This window comes from Streptomyces sp. NPDC102514, from assembly GCF_055584525.1.
The window spans coordinates 331,286-348,273 of sequence record NZ_JBVJLW010000006.1; the positions used below are offsets into that span (position 1 = coordinate 331,286).

A 16,988-nucleotide genomic window follows, 5' to 3' on the forward strand; every position below is an offset into this window, starting at 1 on the left:
CGGTCCGCGATGTCAGACGTGGGCGGTAGCGTCGGATCATGTCCAATCAAGGGGCGGGGAGCGAGGCCCGGAACCTGGCGGTTCTGGAGGGCGTACTGGAGAGGATCACGTACGCCAACGAGGAGAACGGGTACACGGTCGCGCGCGTCGACACCGGTCGCGGCGGCGGTGATCTCCTCACGGTCGTCGGTGCGCTGCTCGGCGCCCAGGTGGGGGAGTCCCTGCGGATGGAGGGCCGCTGGGGTTCCCATCAGCAGTACGGGAAACAGTTCACCGTCGAGAACTACACGACCGTGCTGCCCGCCACGGTCCAGGGCATCCGCCGTTACCTCGGATCCGGCCTGGTCAAAGGCATCGGGCCGGTCTTCGCCGACCGCATCACCACGCACTTCGGGCTGGACACGCTCCAGATCATCGAGGAGGAGCCGAAACGCCTCATCGAGGTGCCGGGACTCGGCCCCAAGCGCACCAAGAAGATCGCCGAGGCCTGGGAGGAACAGAAGGCGATCAAAGAGGTCATGCTCTTCCTCCAGACCGTCGAGGTGTCCACGTCCATCGCGGTGCGGATCTACAAGAAGTACGGCGACGCGTCGATCTCGGTCGTCAAGAACCAGCCCTACCGCCTCGCGTCCGACGTCTGGGGCATCGGCTTCCTCACCGCCGACAAGATCGCCCAGTCCGTGGGCATCCCGCACGACAGCCCGGAGCGGGTGAAGGCCGGACTGCAGTACGCGCTGTCGCAGTCCAGCGACCAGGGCCACTGTTTCCTCCCGGAGGAGCGGCTGATCGCGGACGCGGTGAAACTGCTCCAGGTGGACACGGGCCTGGTCATCGAGTGTTTGGCGGAACTGGCCGCCCCGGCCGAAGAGGGCGAGGACCCCGGTGTCGTACGGGAGCGGGTGCCGGGGCCGGACGGCGGGGAGCCCGTGACGGCCATCTACCTCGTGCCCTTCCACCGGGCCGAACTGTCGCTGTCCGCCCAGTTGCTGCGGCTCCTGCGTACCGACGAGGACCGGATGCCCGGGTTCCGGGACGTGACCTGGGACAAGGCGTTGGCCTGGCTCAAGGGCCGTACGGGGACGGAACTGGCGCCCGAGCAGCAACAGGCCGTGCGGCTCGCGCTCACCCAGAAGGTCGCGGTGCTCACGGGCGGGCCCGGCTGCGGCAAGTCCTTCACGGTCCGGTCGATCGTGGAACTGGCTCGCGCGAAGAAGGCGAAGGTGGTCCTCGCGGCGCCGACCGGCCGGGCCGCCAAGCGGCTCGCCGAGCTGACCGGCGCGGAGGCCTCCACCGTGCACCGGCTGCTGGAGCTACGGCCCGGAGGCGACGCGGCCTACGACCGGGACCGTCCCCTGGACGCCGACCTCGTCGTCGTGGACGAGGCCTCGATGCTGGATCTGCTGCTGGCCAACAAACTGGTCAAGGCCGTGCCGCCGGGAGCGCATCTGCTGTTCGTGGGGGACGTGGACCAGTTGCCGAGCGTCGGGGCGGGCGAGGTGCTGCGCGACCTGCTGGCGGAGGGCGGGCCGGTACCCGCGGTCCGGCTGACCCAGGTCTTCCGGCAGGCCCAGCAGTCGGGTGTGGTCATGAACGCCCACCGGATCAACGCCGGACAGCAGCCCGTCACCGACAAGCTCAAGGACTTCTTCCTCTTCGTGGAGGACGACACGGAGGAGGCCGGGCGGCTCACGGTGGATGTGGCGGCGCGGCGCATCCCGGCGAAGTTCGGGCTCGATCCGCGGCGCGATGTGCAGGTGCTCGCGCCGATGCACCGGGGGCCGGCGGGGGCCGCCGCGCTCAACGGGCTGCTCCAGCAGGCCGTCACACCGGCCCGGCCCGATCTCCCCGAGAAGCGGTTCGGCGGGCGGGTCTTCCGGGTGGGCGACAAGGTCACGCAGATCCGCAACAACTACGAGAAGGGCGAGAACGGCGTCTTCAACGGCACGGTGGGGGTCGTGACCTCGCTCAACCTCGACGATCAGCGGCTGACGGTGCTGACGGACGAGGACGAGGAGGTGCCGTACGAGTTCGACGAACTGGACGAGCTGGCGCATGCGTACGCGGTGACGATCCACCGCTCCCAGGGGAGCGAGTACCCCGCTGTCGTCATCCCGGTGACGACCGGGGCGTGGATGATGCTGCAGCGCAATCTCCTCTATACGGCGGTCACGCGGGCGAAGAGGTTGGTGGTGCTGGTGGGGTCGCGGAAGGCGCTGGGCCAGGCGGTCCGCACGGTGTCCGCGGGGCGCCGCTGCACGGCACTGGCCTTCCGCCTGACCGGCACGCGCGTCCCTGCGTGAGCCTGTCCGCGGCCCCGGCGGTCGTATACCGAGTGCGGGCCGGTGGGGGTCGCCCGCGCAGTTCCCCGCGCCCCTCAAAAGCGGGGCTGCGCCCCGGCCTTTGCCTTTAAGGGGCGCGGGGAACGGCGCAATCTTTCAGGGGCGCGGGGAACGGCGCGACCAGCCCCCACCGGGGCCGCAGCCGAAAATGATCGATCAAACGAGTCGGAAACCTCACACGGCACTTTCGGAAGGCCGGGGAAGCGGGCAGGATGAACAGGTTGGCGGCACTGAGTGCCGCCAATAGGCCCAATGGTCGACCCCGAGTGCACTCTCCTGCGCCAAATGGGGGATGGTAGAGACAGTCAGGGCACCTCGAAGAAGAGGCACAACGTCGGTGAGGGATGACGTGAGCGACAACTCTGTAGTACTGCGGTTCGGCGATGGCGAGTACACCTACCCGGTGATCGACAGCACCGTCGGCGACAAGGGCTTCGACATCGGGAAGCTCCGCGCCCAGACCGGTCTGGTGACACTGGACAGCGGTTACGGGAACACCGCCGCCTATAAATCCGCCATCACCTATCTCGACGGCGAGCAGGGCATCCTCCGCTACCGCGGGTACCCGATCGAGCAGCTCGCCGAGAGCTCCACCTTCCTCGAAGTGGCCTCGCTGCTGATCAACGGCGAGCTGCCCACGGTCGACGAGCTCTCCACCTTCCAGAACGAGATCACGCAGCACACCCTGCTGCACGAGGACGTCAAGCGGTTCTTCCAGGGCTTCCCCCGTGACGCCCACCCGATGGCGATGCTGTCGTCGGTGGTCTCCGCGCTGTCGACGTTCTACCAGGACAGCCACAACCCGTTCGACGAGGAGCAGCGCCACCTCTCGACGATCCGGCTGCTCGCGAAGCTTCCGACCATCGCGGCGTACGCGTACAAGAAGTCGATCGGTCACCCCTTCGTCTACCCGCGCAACGACCTGGGCTACGTCGAGAACTTCCTGCGCATGACGTTCTCGGTCCCCGCGCAGGAGTACGAGCTCGACCCGGTCGTCGTCTCCGCGCTCGACAAGCTGCTCATCCTGCACGCGGACCACGAGCAGAACTGTTCGACCTCCACCGTCCGTCTGGTGGGCTCGTCGCAGGCGAACATGTTCGCCTCGATCTCCGCCGGCATCAGCGCCCTCTGGGGCCCGCTGCACGGCGGCGCCAACCAGTCGGTCCTGGAGATGCTCGAAGGCATCAAGGCCAACGGCGGCGATGTCGACTCCTTCATCCGCAAGGTGAAGAACAAGGAGGACGGCGTCCGCCTGATGGGCTTCGGCCACCGGGTGTACAAGTCCTTCGACCCGCGCGCGAAGATCATCAAGGCTGCCGCGCACGACGTCCTCTCGGCCCTCGGCAAGTCCGACGAGCTGCTGGACATCGCGCTCAAGCTGGAGGAGCACGCGCTCTCCGACGAGTACTTCGTCTCGCGCAACCTCTACCCGAACGTCGACTTCTACACCGGTCTGATCTACCGGGCCATGGGCTTCCCGACCGAGATGTTCACGGTCCTGTTCGCCCTCGGTCGCCTTCCGGGCTGGATCGCCCAGTGGCACGAGATGATCAAGGAGCCCGGGTCCCGGATCGGGCGTCCGCGACAGATCTACACGGGTGTTGTCGAGCGGGACTTCAAGCCCGTCGAGGAGCGCTGAGCGCTTCTCGGTGCCGCGGGTTCTCGACTGCGGGTCCGTCGTGGCGGGCCGCGCAGTTCCCCGCGCCCCTCACGGGGCCGGGGGTTGCCCCGCCCCGCAGATGACGAAGAGCGATGTCCCGTAAGGGATGAGGCAATAAAGAAGGCGCCCCGCTGCCGGTCCCCCCACGGGCCGGAGTCGGGGCGCCTTCCCATGTCCCGGTGCGGATTCCCCCCACGGGATCCGGCCGGGCGTCTGAAGGCAGCGCCTGAATCGCTGCGAGCAAAACGAGCAGAATGAACAAAAATTCTGCCTACTGCGTACTACCTACCGCGTGCTGCCGTACTGCCTCCTGCTGGTGCGGTCTGCCGGGACCCGTACGTACGGGAGGGCCGCTCAAAGCTCCCCGTCGTACGTGCCCCGGCAACGCGTTCCCAGGAACGTCCCCCAAGACATCCCCAGATGCCAGAAACGCCCCCCAAGACGTGTCTGACATCGTCAATCTAGACTCACGAACCCCTTCGATGGTTACGTTCACATCACTGTGACCTGCGTCTCTTGCGTATGTCCTGAAGATACGCAAGAGCCCCGATATGACTATCGGAGCCCTAGCGTAAGGATGATGCGCGAGCCTTGTGAAGAGCTTATGTGAAGAGGTGTGCCGGACTCTAGGGGAGTCCTACCTCTTCGTCATGAAAATGCCCTGAGTCGCAGACTGTTCGTCACCACGAACACGGAGGAGAACGCCATGGCGGCTCCCGCGATCATCGGGTTCAGCAGGCCGGCCGCGGCGAGGGGCAGTGCCGCCACGTTGTATCCGAAGGCCCACACGAGGTTCCCCTTGATCGTGGAGAGCGTCCTGCGGGACAGCCGGATCGCGTCCGGCGCCGCCCGCAGGTCCCCGCGGACCAGCGTCAGATCGCTCGCCTCGATCGCGGCGTCCGTGCCCGTGCCCATCGCCAGACCCAGATCGGCGGTGGCGAGCGCCGCGGCGTCGTTGACGCCGTCGCCCACCATCGCGACCGCCCGGCCCTCGGCCTGAAGCCGCCTGATCACGTCGACCTTGCCCTCGGGCAGCACCTCGGCGATCACGTCGGCGGGGTCGATGCCCACGGAGCGGGCCACGGACTCGGCGACGGTCCGGTTGTCCCCGGTCAGCAGCACCGGCGTGAGCCCCAGGGCGCGCAGCGCGCGGACCGCCTCGGCGCTGGTCTCCTTGACCGCGTCGGCGACGGTCACGACCCCGTGCGCGGTGCCGTCCCAGGCGACGGCGACGGCGGTACGCCCCTCCTCCTCGGCCCGCGTCCGCAGCGCGGCCAGGGAGTCGGGCAGCGTGATCCCGGCCTCTTCGAGGAGCCGGGCGCGGCCCACGAGCACCGCGTGGCCCTCGGCCGTGCCGCGGACACCGAGCCCGGGCACGTTCTCGAAGCCGTCCACGGCCGGCAGGGCCCCGGTCCGCTCCTCGGCGCCCGCCGCGACCGCCCGTGCGATCGGATGCTCCGAGGCGTGCTCCAGGGCCCCCGCGAGCCGCAGCACGCGCGCCGTGTCGGTGCCGTCGGCCGCGTACACCTCCTGGAGGGTCATACGGCCCGTCGTCACCGTGCCGGTCTTGTCCAGGACGATCGTGTCGACGCGGCGGGTGGACTCCAGGACCTCGGGGCCCTTGATGAGGATGCCGAGCTGGGCGCCGCGGCCCGTGCCGACCATGAGGGCGGTCGGGGTGGCCAGCCCCAGGGCGCACGGGCAGGCGATGATCAGTACGGCGACGGCCGCGGTGAACGCGGCGGCCGTGTCGCCGGTGACGCCGAGCCAGACCCCGAAGGTGGCGACCGCGATCAGCAGCACCACGGGTACGAAGATTCCGGAGATCCGGTCGGCGAGGCGCTGCACCCGGGCCTTGCCGTTCTGGGCGTCCTCGACCAGCCGCGCCATCCGGGCGAGCTGGGTGTCGGTGCCGACCCGGGTCGCCTCGACGAGCAGCCGCCCGCCGGCGTTCACGGTCGCCCCGGTGACGGCCGAACCCACCGTCACGTCCACCGGCACGGACTCGCCCGTCAGCATCGACGCGTCGACGGCCGAGGTCCCCTCGACGACCGTGCCGTCCGTGGCGACCTTCTCCCCGGGGCGTACGACGAAACGGTCGCCCACGGCCAGTGCGCCCACCGGCACACGGACCTCACGGCCGTCCCGTACGACGGAGACGTCCTTCGCGCCCAGTTCCATCAGGGAGCGCAGGGCGGCGCCCGCCTGCCGCTTGGAGCGGGCCTCCAGATAGCGGCCGAGGAGGATGAGGGCGATGACCCCGGCGGCGACTTCGAGGTAGATCGCCGAGGCGCCCTGCTCGCGGGAGACGGTGAGGGAGAAGCCCTCGTCCCGCATGCCCTCCATGCCCGCGTCGCCCCAGAACAGCGCCCACAGGGACCAGCCGAACGCGGCCAGCGTGCCCGTCGAGACGAGGGTGTCCATGGTGGCGGCGCCGTGCCGGGCGTTCGTGTAGGCGGCCCGGTGGAAGGGCAGTCCGCCCCAGACGACGACCGGCGCGGCGAGCGTCAGCACGAGCCACTGCCAGTTGTCGAACTGCAGCGCCGGGATCATCGACAGCAGGACGACGGGGGTGGCGAGGAGCGCGGAGACGACGAGGCGTTCGCGCAGCGCGGCCAGTTCGGGGTCACGCTTGTGCGCCGGGTCCTCGCCGGCGGAGGCGTCCCGGTCCGCCGAGGGTTCCGTGGGCTCCGGGGGAGCGGGCGGCGGGGGTTCCTCGGCCGTGTAGCCCGTCCTGACCACGGTGGCGATCAGGTCGGTGACCTGGACCCCGTCCGCGTACGCGACCTTCGCCTTCTCCGTCGCGTAGTTGACCGTGGCGGTGACGCCGTCCATGCGGTTGAGCTTCTTCTCGACCCGGGCCGCGCAGGAGGCGCAGGTCATCCCGCCGATGGTCAGCTCTACCTGCGAGGAGACCTGTGGGTCGACCTGCGGGTCGACCCGGGACGCCGGAGGGGCTGCGGTGGTGCTTGTGCTGGCGGTCGTGCTGCTGCTGGTACCGGTGCTGGTCATGTCCTGCTCCAGGGAACTAACCGGGCCGTACGGAGCCAGTATCAGCTGGTCGGTACGGCCCGGTGCGGAGTGGGGAAAAGCGGTCTCAGGCCTGGCCGGCGAGCTCGAAGCCCGCCTCGTCGACGGCGGCGCGGACGGCCTCCTCGTCGAGCGGTGCGGTGGAGATCACGGTCACCTCGCCGGTGGAGGCGACGGCCTTCACCGAGGTGACGCCCGCGATCCCGGAGATCTCGCCGGAGACCGAGCCTTCACAGTGTCCGCAGCTCATCCCGCTCACCTGGTAGACGGTGGTGACGGAGCCGGGGGTGTCGGTGTGGGCGGTCATGTCGTTCTCCTCGTCGAGAGGTATGGGGCGCGTGCTGCGTGGGATACATGAGGCGTGTGTGGCCCACGGGCTTTCACGGTACTCACAGTATACCCCTAGGGGGTACGTTCAAAGGGCTGGGGACAGCGGAGGGGTGGCGGCCATGAGGGCAGTGGTGTTCGAGCGATTCGGGGAACCGGCCGAGGTGCGGGAGGTGCCGGACCCGGCGCCCGCGCCGCACGGCGTGGTGGTGCGCGTCGAGGCCACCGGGCTCTGCCGCAGCGACTGGCACGGCTGGCAGGGCCACGACCCGGGCATCGCGCTGCCGCACGTGCCCGGACACGAACTCGCCGGAACCGTCGAGGCCGTGGGCGCCCTGGTGACCCGCCACCGCCCCGGCGACCGCGTCACCGTGCCCTTCGTCTGCGCCTGCGGAAGCTGCGCCTCCTGCGCGGCGGGCGACCAGCAGGTGTGCGAGCGACAGACCCAGCCCGGGTTCACGCACTGGGGGTCCTTCGCCGAGTACGTCGCCCTCGACCACGCCGACGTGAACCTCGTCGCCGTGGCGGACGAACTGGCCTTCGGCACGGCCGCCTCGCTCGGCTGCCGGTTCGCCACGGCGTTCCGCGCGGTGGTCGCGCAGGGGCGGGTGGCGCCGGGGGAGTGGGTGGCGGTGCACGGCTGCGGAGGGGTCGGACTGTCCGCGGTGATGATCGCCGCGGCGGCCGGGGCGCGGGTCGTCGCGGTCGACCTCTCGCCCGGCGCGCTGGACCTCGCGCGGCGGTTCGGCGCCGCGCACTGCGTGGACGCGTCCCGGACCGGCGACACGGCGGAGGCGGTCCGCGACCTGACCGGCGGCGGCGCCCATCTCTCCCTCGACGCCCTCGGCTCCCCGGTCACCTGCGCGGCCTCGATCGCCGGGCTGCGCCGTCGCGGCCGGCACGTCCAGGTGGGCCTGCTGCCCGACGACCCGAAGGTGCCGATGTCCCGGGTGATCGGCCTCGAACTCGAACTCCTCGGCAGCCACGGCATGCCCGCGCACGCCTACCCGCCGATGCTGGAGTCCGTACGGGCCGGGCTCCTGCGCCCCGACCTCCTGGTGACGTCCACGATCTCCCTGGAGGCGGCCCCCGCGGCGCTGGCGGCGATGGGGACGGCACCGGGGGCGGTGCCGGGAGTGGCGTCGGCAGTGGTGTCGGGGGCGGGTGTCACGGTCGTCGAACCCTGGGCGTGACGGCGACGGGCCGTGCGGCGGCGCCGACGCGGACGAGGGGGTCCCGCACGGTGGACGTGCGGGACCCCCTCGCGTACCGGGCGCCGTGCCGAGCGCCCTGCCGCCGGGCGCGGTGACGGGCGGTCAGCGGTCCCGGCGGCCCCTGTTGCCCGGCCGGGAGGCGACCCAGGCCCGGACGGTGTCGGCGTACCAGTACGGTTTGCCGCTCTCCACATGGTCGGGCGCGGGCAGCAGCCCGTGTTTGCGGTAGGACCGCACAGTGTCCGGCTGCACCTTGATGTGCGCCGCGATCTCCTTGTACGACCAGAGCCTTCGGTCGGTCATCAGAAGCACCTCCCTGCGCGCGCCGCAGCGGCGGCCGAGGGGCGGCCGTCGGGGGAGCCGGGCACTGCGCTGGCGATCACAAGCCTGTGCTCGGTGAACGACACAGAGTGACAACGCGGCAGGGGCTGTCGCTCGGGTGTGACGCAAGACCCGCGTACACGTGACATGTGTGACAGAGGGGTGTCTTTTGTGACACGCGTGACGCATTGGGCCCCAGCAGGAATCTGCTCCACCGCGAACCCGCCCCATCGGGAGCCCGCCCCCTTCATGAAAATGTCCCAATGGGAAACATGTCTCATTGGGACATGGAGGAGTATTCTGAGGGTATGGAGGCAACGGAGCCCAGCACCACCACCGAGGACCGCCGGCAGCGCAAGGCCCGGCAGACCCGCAACGCCCTCGCGACCGCCGCGGTCGACCTGATCCTGGAGCGCGGACTCGCCGCCACCACGGTCGAGGCGATCGCCGAGCGGGCGGACGTCACCCGCCGCACCTTCAGCCGGCTCTTCGACGGCAAGGAGGACGCGGCCCTCGACTTCGTACGAGGTGACGGCGACCGCATCAACGCGCTGCTGCGCGAGCGGCCCGCCGCCGAACCGCCGCTGCTCGCCTACCGCAGGGCCGTACGCGACTGGCTCGCCGACCGGGACGACCCGGCCTGGCACGTACGCCCCCGGATGCGACGGCTGCTGGCCCTGCTCGACAGCGAGCCGGCCCTGTTCGCGGCGTACGAACGCATCCGGGTCGACGCCCAGGACGAGTCGATCCGCATCCTCGCCGACCGGCTCGGCACCGACGACGTACTGGACGTACGTCCCGCCGTCGTGGTCGACGCCGCCGCCGGAGTCCTCACCGCCGCGCTGCGCATCTGGGCGCGCGGCGCGTCCGGCCCCGACTCGGCGGCCGAGGACCTCGCCGCCCTGGTGGAGCGGGCCTACGACGCCCTGACCCACGAGGCCGCGTCCGCGGTCTCGTACGACACCCCCGAAAAGTGAGAGCACCATGAGCACCACCGGCACCACCCCCGTCACCGGCAACGCATCCGTCACCGACTACGCCACCGAGTTCGCCGGGAGGACCGCGCTCGTCACCGGCGCCGCCTCCGGCATCGGCCTGGCCACCGCCCGCCGTCTCGGTGCCGGCGGCGCCGCCGTCGTGATCGCCGACTACAACGCCGAGGGCGCCGAGAAGGCCGCCGCCGAGCTGCGCGCCGAGGGCTTCAAGGCCGCCGCGGTCGCGGTGGACGTGACGAGCCCCGACTCCGTGGCCGCGGCCGTCGCCTTCGCCGTCGAGACCTTCGGCGGACTGCACCTGGCCGTGAACAACGCCGGCATCGGCGGCCCGAGCGCCCCGACCGGCGAGTACGACATCGAGGCCTACGACCGCGTGGTGCTCACCAACCTCAACGGCGTCTTCTACAGCCTGCGCCACGAGCTGCCCGCCATCGAGGCGGCCGGCGGCGGTGCCGTGGTGAACGTCGCCTCCATCCTCGGCTCGGTCGGTTTCGCCGGCTCCTCCGCGTACGTGGCCGCCAAGCACGGCGTGGTGGGCCTCACCAAGACCACTGCCGCCGAGTACGCCGCCAAGGGCATCCGCGTCAACGTCGTCGGCCCCGGCTTCATCGAGACCCCGCTGCTCCAGGGCATGGACAAGGAGGCCTACGACGGCCTGGTCGCGCTGCACCCCGCCGGCCGCCTCGGCCGCCCCGAGGAGGTCGCCGAACTGATCGCCTTCCTGCTGTCCGCGCGGGCCTCGTTCGTGACCGGCGGCTACCACCTGGTCGACGGCGCCTACACCGCCGTCTGAGCACCACGGAAACGCAGGAGCAGCAGAGCAGCAGCAGAGCGAAACAGACAGAGAAAGAAGCAAGGCCATGAAGGCACTGCAGTACCGCTCCATCGGCGCCGCTCCCGAGGTCGTGGTCGTCCCCGACCCCGAACCCGGCCCCGGTCAGGTCCTGTTGAAGGTCACCGCCGCCGGCGTGTGCCACTCCGACATCGCCGTGATGAGCTGGCCCGCCGAGGGATTCCCGTACGAGCTGCCGCTCACCCTCGGCCACGAGGGCGTGGGCACGGTCGCCGCGCTCGGCGCGGGGGTGACCGGTGTGCGCGAGGGCGACGCGGTCGCCGTGTACGGCCCCTGGGGCTGCGGCAGCTGCGCCAAGTGCGCGGAGGGCAAGGAGAACTACTGCCTGCGCGCAGACGAGCTCGGTATCCGTCCGCCGGGGCTCGGGGCACCGGGTTCGATGGCGGAGTACCTGCTGGTGGACGATCCCCGGCACCTGGTGCCGCTGGACGGCCTCGACCCGGCTGCGGCGGTCTCGCTGACGGACGCGGGCCTGACGCCGTACCACGCGATCAAGCGCTCGCTGCCGAAGCTGGTACCGGGTTCGACCGCGGTGGTCATCGGCACGGGCGGGCTCGGGCATGTCGCCATCCAGCTGCTGCGGGCCATGTCCCCGGCCCGGGTGATCGCCCTCGACGTGACGGAGGAGAAGCTGCGGCTGGCCAGCGCGGTCGGCGCCCACGAGACGGTCCTGTCCGACGCGCAGGCCGCCGCCAAGGTGCGTGAACTCACCGGCGGCGTCGGGGCGGAGGCGGTCTTCGACTTCGTCGGGGCGCAGCCCACCCTGGCCACCGCGGGAGCCGTCGCGGCGGTCGAGGGCGATATCACGATCGTCGGCATCGGCGGCGGAACGCTCCCCGTCGGCTTCGGACAGCTCCCCTTCGAGGTCTCGGTCAGCGCCCCCTACTGGGGCACCCGCGGCGAACTCGTCGAGGTCCTCGCACTGGCCCGCTCCGGCGCGGTCTCGGTACACACCGAGACCTTCTCCCTGGACGACGCCCCACTCGCCTACGAACGCCTGCACGCAGGCAAGATCAACGGCCGAGCGGTGATCCTCCCGCACGGCTGAGCGGGCTCAGGGGGCTGACCGGGAGCGTCGGCGCGGACAGGTCGGTCACGGGGTGAAGGCCGACCAGCAGATGTCGTTGCGCAGTCGCTGGTCGTCGAGTACGAGTTCGCGGATCTCCGGCGGGAGTTGCTCGCGTTGCCAGCGGCACTCACGTCGGCCCGCGGACTCGCTCTCGCCCTCGGCGGCGCGGGCGGCCTTGATCGCGTAGGCGGCGGCGCCGAGTTCATGGGCGGCCACATGGGCGACAACCCCGGCCTGCCCGGCGGCGTACGCGGCATGCCGGGCCGCCCCGCACCCGACCATCTGGGCCCAGCCTCACCCCAGAGGGGCGCGGGGAACTGCGCGACCAGCCACATCCGGCCCGCACCACACGGACCACGGACCAGCCCCTTCCCTCAGGGGCGCGGGGAACTGCGCAATCCTTCACGCCCACCCGCCGCGCGGGGGTCGCGGACCTTCGGGAGGATCATGAACGCGCCTCCTCGGGCGGCGCGGGGCGGACGGCAGCGGGCGCCGCCGCCCGCAGATGGCCGATCCCGGAGTCCAGCGCCGCCTTCAGATGGGCCGAGTCGCCCGTCGACATCATGATGGTCACGCCTCCCTGGATGCCCGCCAGCAGCGCGGCGGCCTCCCTGTCCACGTCGAGGGCCGGCGACACCAGTCCGTTCGTCTGCAGGGCGCTCATACCGCGGGCGAGTTGCCACTGCCACTGGCGCATCAGCTCCGTCACGATCGCCCGGGCACCTGGCCGGTCCCGCCCGACCTGGAGGAACAGGGACCCCAACGGGCAGTGGTTGCCCTGTCGTTCGTAGCGTTCCACCAGCACGTCCCGCCACTGCCGCCAGGACTCCCACGAGTCCAGGCGCCCCAGGTGCGGCTGCTGGTCCGCCAGGACGCGGTCCGCCTCGAACCGGGCCACCGCCAGCAGCAGTTCGTCCTTGCCGGCGGGGAAGTAGTGGAAGAGCTGGCTCTTGCTCGTACCGGTGCGGGCGCGGATGTCGTCGAGCGTCGTGAACCCGACGCCCCGCTCGCGCAGCACCTCGGCCGCCCCTTCGACGATACGGGCCCGGGTCGCCCGGCCCTTCACGGTCGCCGCTTCCGCCATCCCCGCCTCCTCGTGTTCCCGGCCCCGGTCGCGTTGACCGGCCGTACCGGCCGTACCGACGGTACCTCCGTTCTGGACTTGCCGGTCCATTTTCTGCGGCGCACAGTGGTCCGCGCAAGCCGGAGGACAGGCCGAAGACAAGGGAGATCACGTCATGAGTGAGCGGCTGCGGAACAGGACAGCGCTGGTCACGGGCTCGACCAGCAACATCGGGCAGGCGATCGCGGAGGCGTTCGCCGCCGAGGGGGCCCATGTCGTCGTGTCCGGGCGCAACCCGGAACGCGGCGCGCGGGTGGTCGAAGGCATCCGCGCGTCGGGCGGCCGGGCCGACTTCCTGGCGGCGGACCTCGACGGCAGCGCGGCGGCCTCCCAGGACCTCGCCGAGCGGGCCCGGAAGACCCTGGGCGGACAGATCGACATCCTGGTCAACAACGCCGGGATCTATCCGTCCCCCGGTACCGCCGACACCGACGAGAAGACCTTCGACCAGGTCTACGGCGTGAACGTGAAGGCGCCGTTCTTCCTCACCGCCGCCGTCGTCCCGGCCATGGCGGACTCCGGCGGCGGGGTGATCGTCAACCTCGGCTCGTGGATCGCGCGGCTCGGCGTCCCCCGCGGCGCGCTCTACAGCTCCACCAAGGGAGCCATGGAGACGCTCACGCGGGCGTGGGCCGCGGAGTTCGCCCCGCTCGGCGTGCGGGTCAACGCCGTGTCGCCCGGCGTGATCCTGCCCCCGGCCCCGGCGGGCGCCGAGCCGGGGCCCGGCGAGATCATGATGAACGGCACCCCGGCCGGTGGCGTCGGCACGCCCGAGGCCATCGCGTCCGCCGTGCTCTGGCTGGCGAGCGACGAGGCGTCCTTCGTCCACGGAACCGTGGTGGACGTCGACGGGGGCAGGACCGGGGTCGCCGTCATCGCCGCGTAGGAGCCGCGGCCGGGGGCCTCAGTCGCGGCGCCGGACGTACAGACGGTTGCCCTTCGGACCGGTCCACTCCACCCGTACGACACCGGGCACGGCGGCCTCGGCGAGCCGCGAGGCGTTGGACCAGTAACCGAAGTTCGGGTTGTTGAAGAACGTCGCCCACAACTGCCCGCGGTGGTCCTCGAAGAAGTTGTTGTGGCCGGCGCCGACACCGGCGGTCCAGCGCTGCGAGTACGGTCCCTCGAAGGTGTCGGAGACGGCGACGACGGCGTCGTACTGGTACTGGACCCGGCCGGCCGCGGCGGTGTCGTAGGCCTGGCGGGTGGTGCCGTCGGCGTTGACCGAGGTGCGGTCCCACGCGGCGTGGAGCAGGAAGTACTTGCCGCCGTGCTTGAACACGTACGCGCCTTCGAGGTACGGCTCCGGTGAGTACGGCGACTGCCTGAACGCGGGAAGGTCCGTCGTGGGGACGATGTCCTCCATGTCGTCCCGGAACCTGGCGTAGAGGTTGTTGTGCAGCACCAGCCACGCGGCGTCGCCCTCGGAGTACAGGCTGCCGTCGATGTGGTGGTAGGCGCCGGGCTCGATGAAGGCGGGGCCGCCGATGAACGAGTCCCCGAAGGGTTTCTCCAGATTCCCCTCGACCAGCCGGTACGGGCCCTCGACGCCGCCCTCGCTGACGAGCATGAACGAGCCGACCTTCTTCGAGTGGTCGCCCATGCACGCGACGAGGTACCACTTGTCGTCGAAGCGGTGCAGCTCGGGCGCCCAGGCCTGGCCGCGCTTGCCGAAGCGGTCGTCGTACCAGTACTCCTGCCAGGGGGCGACGACCGTGCGGCCGGGCCGGTTCTCCCCGGCGAACTCGGGCGACCACACCTTGCCCTTCTCCTCGCCGGGCCGCACACCGGTCGTGTCCGCCAGTCTCCAGGGCCCCTGGAGGGAGCGCGCGGTCCACACGAAGATGCCGTCGTTCCACGGTCCGGCCGTGTCGAGCCCCGGCACCCGGGTCGTGCCGGTGGCGACGTAGAGGGGGCGGCCGTCGACGACGAAGCAGTTGACGTACGTGTCGCGCATCCACACCACCCCGCGCTCCTCGTCGCGAGGCCGCAGCTCCAGCGGCAGCACGAACGAGTTGTCGTCCCTCGGCCAGAGGTCCGGGCGGGTGTCGGCGAGGCCGTAGGGGGCGGGATCGGGCCAGTTCGCCGGATACCGCCGCCCCGACGCGGAGGCGGACGCCGACGCGGTCACCGCCGCGGATGCGGAGTCCGACGCCGCCGACGCGGACTGAGCGGGCAGGGCCGCCGCGGCGCCCAGGCCGGCGGCGGCCCCGGCCAGCAGTGCACGGCGTCCGACGGGCGGTCGGTTCTCAAGGCCGGTCATCGGTCAACTCGCATGCTGCCAGCATGAAAAGCCCGGATGATCTACGTCAAGACACCGACGATTTAATCCGCCGGGACCTGACCGCCAGGGGTCGCGGGAAACTGCGCGACCGGCCCCCACGCACACCCGCACCCAACCCCGATCCGCACACCAGCGATTCAATCCGCCGAGGCCCGACTGCCAAGGGTCGCGGGGAACTGCGCGACCGGCCCCCACGCACCCGCACCCGACCCCGCCCCTACCCCGCTTGCGATCCGCCCCGATCCGCACACCAGCGATTCAATCCGCCGAGGCCTGACTGCCAAGGGGCGCGGGGAACTGCGCGACCGGCCCCCACGCACCCGCACCCGACCCCGCAGCCGCCCCTACCCCGCTTGCGATCCGCCCCGATCCGCACACCAGCGATTCAATCCGCCGGGGCCTGACCGCCAAGGGGCGCGGGGAACTGCGCGACCAGCCCCCACGCACCCGCACCCGACCCCGCAGCCGCCTCCACCCCGCCCCCGATCCACCCCGTCCGTCCCAAGACATGGTCAGAATGTCCGGACAACCAATTGACAGGGCTCTATCGGCGCCGCTAGACCTGGGGTCCACCGATGCGGAGGGAACTCGATGGTCGAGTCAGCGGAGTCCAGTGCGTACGACCTCATCACCATGGGGCGCATCGGCGTGGACCTCTACCCGCTGCAGACCGGCGTGCCCCTCCCGCAGGTGACGTCCTTCGGGAAGTTCCTCGGCGGCTCGGCGGCCAACGTGGCGGTCGCGGCGGCCCGGCTCGGCCGGCGCACGGCCGTGGTGTCGCGGACCGGGGACGACCCCTTCGGCACGTATCTGCACGAGGCGCTGCGGGACTTCGGCGTCGACGACCGCTGGGTGACCCCCGTCCGCGGGCTGCCCACACCGGTCACCTTCTGCGAGGTGTTCCCGCCGGACGACTTCCCGCTGTATTTCTACCGGCAGCCGAAGGCCCCCGACCTGGAGATCGACGCCCACGAACTGGACCTGGACGCCATCCGGGACGCCCGGATCTTCTGGGTCACGGGTGCGGGCCTGAGCGAGGAGCCCAGCCGCACGGCCACGCTCGCGGCGCTGGCCCACCGCGCCAGATCGGGCCCGACGGTCTTCGACCTGGACTGGCGGCCGATGTTCTGGACCGACCCCTCCGAGGCCCGCCCCTTCTACGCCGAGGCCCTGCGCCACACCACGGTCGCCGTCGGCAACCTCGACGAGGTGGAGGTCGCCACCGGCCTGCGCGAACCGCACGCGGCGGCCCGCGCCCTCCTCGACGCGGGCGTGGAACTGGCCGTGGTCAAACAGGGCCCCAAGGGAGTCCTGGCCGTGCACCGCGACGGCGACTTCGCGGAGGTGCCACCGCTGCCGGTCACGGTCCTCAACGGCCTCGGCGCCGGTGACGCCTTCGGCGGCGCCCTCTGCCACGGCCTGCTGGCCGGCTGGGACCTGGAGCGCGTCATGCGCCACGCCAACGCCGCGGGCGCCATCGTCGCCTCCCGGCTGGAGTGCTCCTCCGCCATGCCGACGCTCCCCGAGGTCGAGGAAGCCCTCGTGACCGGGGCGGTGCCGCAGTGAGCGGGAGTGCCGTGCTTCCGCCGGGCGGTGGTTGTACGGTGCGCACAGAGGGGAATAAAGAGGGCAAAGTGTATGAACACCTGGGCGCGGAGAGCGTGTTCGCCGAAGCCACCGGCTTCGGTCATGCCCCCGTGGTGCCCGGGCACAGATCGCCTCCGGCGCGGAAGTCCGCTTCGCCCTGGCAGGAGCGAAGTGCGAGCGACGACT

General features: G+C 71.2%; 13 protein-coding genes and 1 pseudogene. 8 read left to right on the forward strand and 6 right to left on the reverse strand.

Annotation, left to right across the window (positions count from 1 at the left end):
• Positions 1-38: 38 nt before the first annotated feature.
• Both recD2 and ACZ60E_RS18285 read left to right on the forward strand, forming a co-directional pair.
• Positions 39-2,300, forward strand: a complete 2,262-nt coding sequence (gene recD2 / locus ACZ60E_RS18280; RefSeq protein ID WP_469441604.1) for an SF1B family DNA helicase RecD2 — start codon at positions 39-41, stop codon at positions 2,298-2,300.
• Between the two features lie 388 nt (positions 2,301-2,688).
• On the forward strand, positions 2,689-3,978 hold the full coding sequence (locus tag ACZ60E_RS18285) for a citrate synthase (RefSeq protein WP_384807998.1): 1,290 nt from the start codon (positions 2,689-2,691) through the stop codon (positions 3,976-3,978).
• Positions 3,979-4,647: 669 nt separating this feature from the next.
• Here the strand turns inward: ACZ60E_RS18285 and ACZ60E_RS18290 are convergent.
• Both ACZ60E_RS18290 and ACZ60E_RS18295 read right to left on the reverse strand, forming a co-directional pair.
• Positions 4,648-7,011, reverse strand: a complete 2,364-nt coding sequence (locus ACZ60E_RS18290; protein ID WP_469441607.1) for a heavy metal translocating P-type ATPase — start codon at positions 7,009-7,011, stop codon at positions 4,648-4,650.
• Positions 7,012-7,096: 85 nt separating this feature from the next.
• On the reverse strand, positions 7,097-7,336 hold the full coding sequence (locus ACZ60E_RS18295; RefSeq protein ID WP_453792671.1) for a heavy-metal-associated domain-containing protein: 240 nt from the start codon (positions 7,334-7,336) through the stop codon (positions 7,097-7,099).
• 142 nt (positions 7,337-7,478) lie between these two features.
• Between ACZ60E_RS18295 and ACZ60E_RS18300 the strand changes: the two genes are divergently transcribed.
• Positions 7,479-8,549 carry a zinc-dependent alcohol dehydrogenase family protein gene (locus tag ACZ60E_RS18300; protein ID WP_469441611.1) on the forward strand — a complete coding sequence of 357 codons (1,071 nt, stop codon included), beginning with the start codon at positions 7,479-7,481 and terminating at the stop codon, positions 8,547-8,549.
• 123 nt (positions 8,550-8,672) lie between these two features.
• Here ACZ60E_RS18300 and ACZ60E_RS18305 read toward each other — a convergent pair whose 3' ends face one another.
• A complete protein-coding gene (locus ACZ60E_RS18305) occupies positions 8,673-8,873 on the reverse strand; it encodes a helix-turn-helix transcriptional regulator (protein ID WP_384814258.1) in 201 nt (66 codons plus the stop codon).
• Positions 8,874-9,199: 326 nt separating this feature from the next.
• Here ACZ60E_RS18305 and ACZ60E_RS18310 point away from each other — a divergent pair, with 326 nt between their 5' ends.
• The 3 genes from ACZ60E_RS18310 (at position 9,200) to ACZ60E_RS18320 (ending at position 11,787) form a co-directional block, all read left to right on the forward strand.
• Positions 9,200-9,868 (forward strand): TetR/AcrR family transcriptional regulator, encoded by a 669-nt coding sequence (locus ACZ60E_RS18310; protein ID WP_453792673.1) that lies wholly within the window; start codon positions 9,200-9,202, stop codon positions 9,866-9,868.
• 7 nt (positions 9,869-9,875) lie between these two features.
• Positions 9,876-10,679, forward strand: a complete 804-nt coding sequence (locus tag ACZ60E_RS18315) for an SDR family NAD(P)-dependent oxidoreductase (protein WP_384814252.1) — start codon at positions 9,876-9,878, stop codon at positions 10,677-10,679.
• 67 nt (positions 10,680-10,746) lie between these two features.
• Complete coding sequence (locus tag ACZ60E_RS18320) at positions 10,747-11,787, forward strand: NAD(P)-dependent alcohol dehydrogenase (protein ID WP_469441614.1); 1,041 nt, start codon at positions 10,747-10,749, stop codon at positions 11,785-11,787.
• A 45-nt stretch (positions 11,788-11,832) separates the two neighbouring features.
• Here the strand turns inward: ACZ60E_RS18320 and ACZ60E_RS18325 are convergent.
• Positions 11,833-12,078 (reverse strand): annotated as a pseudogene (locus ACZ60E_RS18325) (putative immunity protein); the annotation flags it as partial.
• A gap of 175 nt (positions 12,079-12,253) precedes the next feature.
• Entirely contained in the window at positions 12,254-12,892 is a 639-nt protein-coding gene (locus tag ACZ60E_RS18330; protein ID WP_469441616.1) for a TetR/AcrR family transcriptional regulator, read from the reverse strand.
• 154 nt (positions 12,893-13,046) lie between these two features.
• Here ACZ60E_RS18330 and ACZ60E_RS18335 point away from each other — a divergent pair, with 154 nt between their 5' ends.
• Positions 13,047-13,817, forward strand: coding sequence for an SDR family NAD(P)-dependent oxidoreductase (locus ACZ60E_RS18335; RefSeq protein ID WP_469441618.1), 771 nt, complete (start codon positions 13,047-13,049; stop codon positions 13,815-13,817).
• Between the two features lie 18 nt (positions 13,818-13,835).
• Here ACZ60E_RS18335 and ACZ60E_RS18340 read toward each other — a convergent pair whose 3' ends face one another.
• Positions 13,836-15,194 (reverse strand): family 43 glycosylhydrolase, encoded by a 1,359-nt coding sequence (locus ACZ60E_RS18340; RefSeq protein WP_469441620.1) that lies wholly within the window; start codon positions 15,192-15,194, stop codon positions 13,836-13,838.
• 612 nt (positions 15,195-15,806) lie between these two features.
• On the opposite strand from ACZ60E_RS18340, the gene iolC reads away from it, so the two are divergent.
• On the forward strand, positions 15,807-16,781 hold the full coding sequence (gene iolC, locus ACZ60E_RS18345; RefSeq protein WP_469441622.1) for a 5-dehydro-2-deoxygluconokinase: 975 nt from the start codon (positions 15,807-15,809) through the stop codon (positions 16,779-16,781).
• Positions 16,782-16,988 lie beyond the last annotated feature (207 nt).

What these genes read in the sequence shown, in the direction of transcription:
- ACZ60E_RS18305 (WP_384814258.1), bottom strand. Translation starts at nt 8,873, where the DNA reads ATGACCGACCGAAGGCTCTGGTCGTACAAGGAGATCGCGGCGCACATC.
- ACZ60E_RS18300 (WP_469441611.1), top strand. Translation starts at nt 7,479, where the DNA reads ATGAGGGCAGTGGTGTTCGAGCGATTCGGGGAACCGGCCGAGGTGCGG.
- ACZ60E_RS18290 (WP_469441607.1), bottom strand. Translation starts at nt 7,011, where the DNA reads ATGACCAGCACCGGTACCAGCAGCAGCACGACCGCCAGCACAAGCACC.
- ACZ60E_RS18315 (WP_384814252.1), top strand. Translation starts at nt 9,876, where the DNA reads ATGAGCACCACCGGCACCACCCCCGTCACCGGCAACGCATCCGTCACC.
- iolC (WP_469441622.1), top strand. Translation starts at nt 15,807, where the DNA reads ATGGTCGAGTCAGCGGAGTCCAGTGCGTACGACCTCATCACCATGGGG.
- ACZ60E_RS18295 (WP_453792671.1), bottom strand. Translation starts at nt 7,336, where the DNA reads ATGACCGCCCACACCGACACCCCCGGCTCCGTCACCACCGTCTACCAG.
- recD2 (WP_469441604.1), top strand. Translation starts at nt 39, where the DNA reads ATGTCCAATCAAGGGGCGGGGAGCGAGGCCCGGAACCTGGCGGTTCTG.
- ACZ60E_RS18335 (WP_469441618.1), top strand. Translation starts at nt 13,047, where the DNA reads ATGAGTGAGCGGCTGCGGAACAGGACAGCGCTGGTCACGGGCTCGACC.
- ACZ60E_RS18330 (WP_469441616.1), bottom strand. Translation starts at nt 12,892, where the DNA reads ATGGCGGAAGCGGCGACCGTGAAGGGCCGGGCGACCCGGGCCCGTATC.
- ACZ60E_RS18320 (WP_469441614.1), top strand. Translation starts at nt 10,747, where the DNA reads ATGAAGGCACTGCAGTACCGCTCCATCGGCGCCGCTCCCGAGGTCGTG.
- ACZ60E_RS18310 (WP_453792673.1), top strand. Translation starts at nt 9,200, where the DNA reads ATGGAGGCAACGGAGCCCAGCACCACCACCGAGGACCGCCGGCAGCGC.
- ACZ60E_RS18340 (WP_469441620.1), bottom strand. Translation starts at nt 15,194, where the DNA reads ATGACCGGCCTTGAGAACCGACCGCCCGTCGGACGCCGTGCACTGCTG.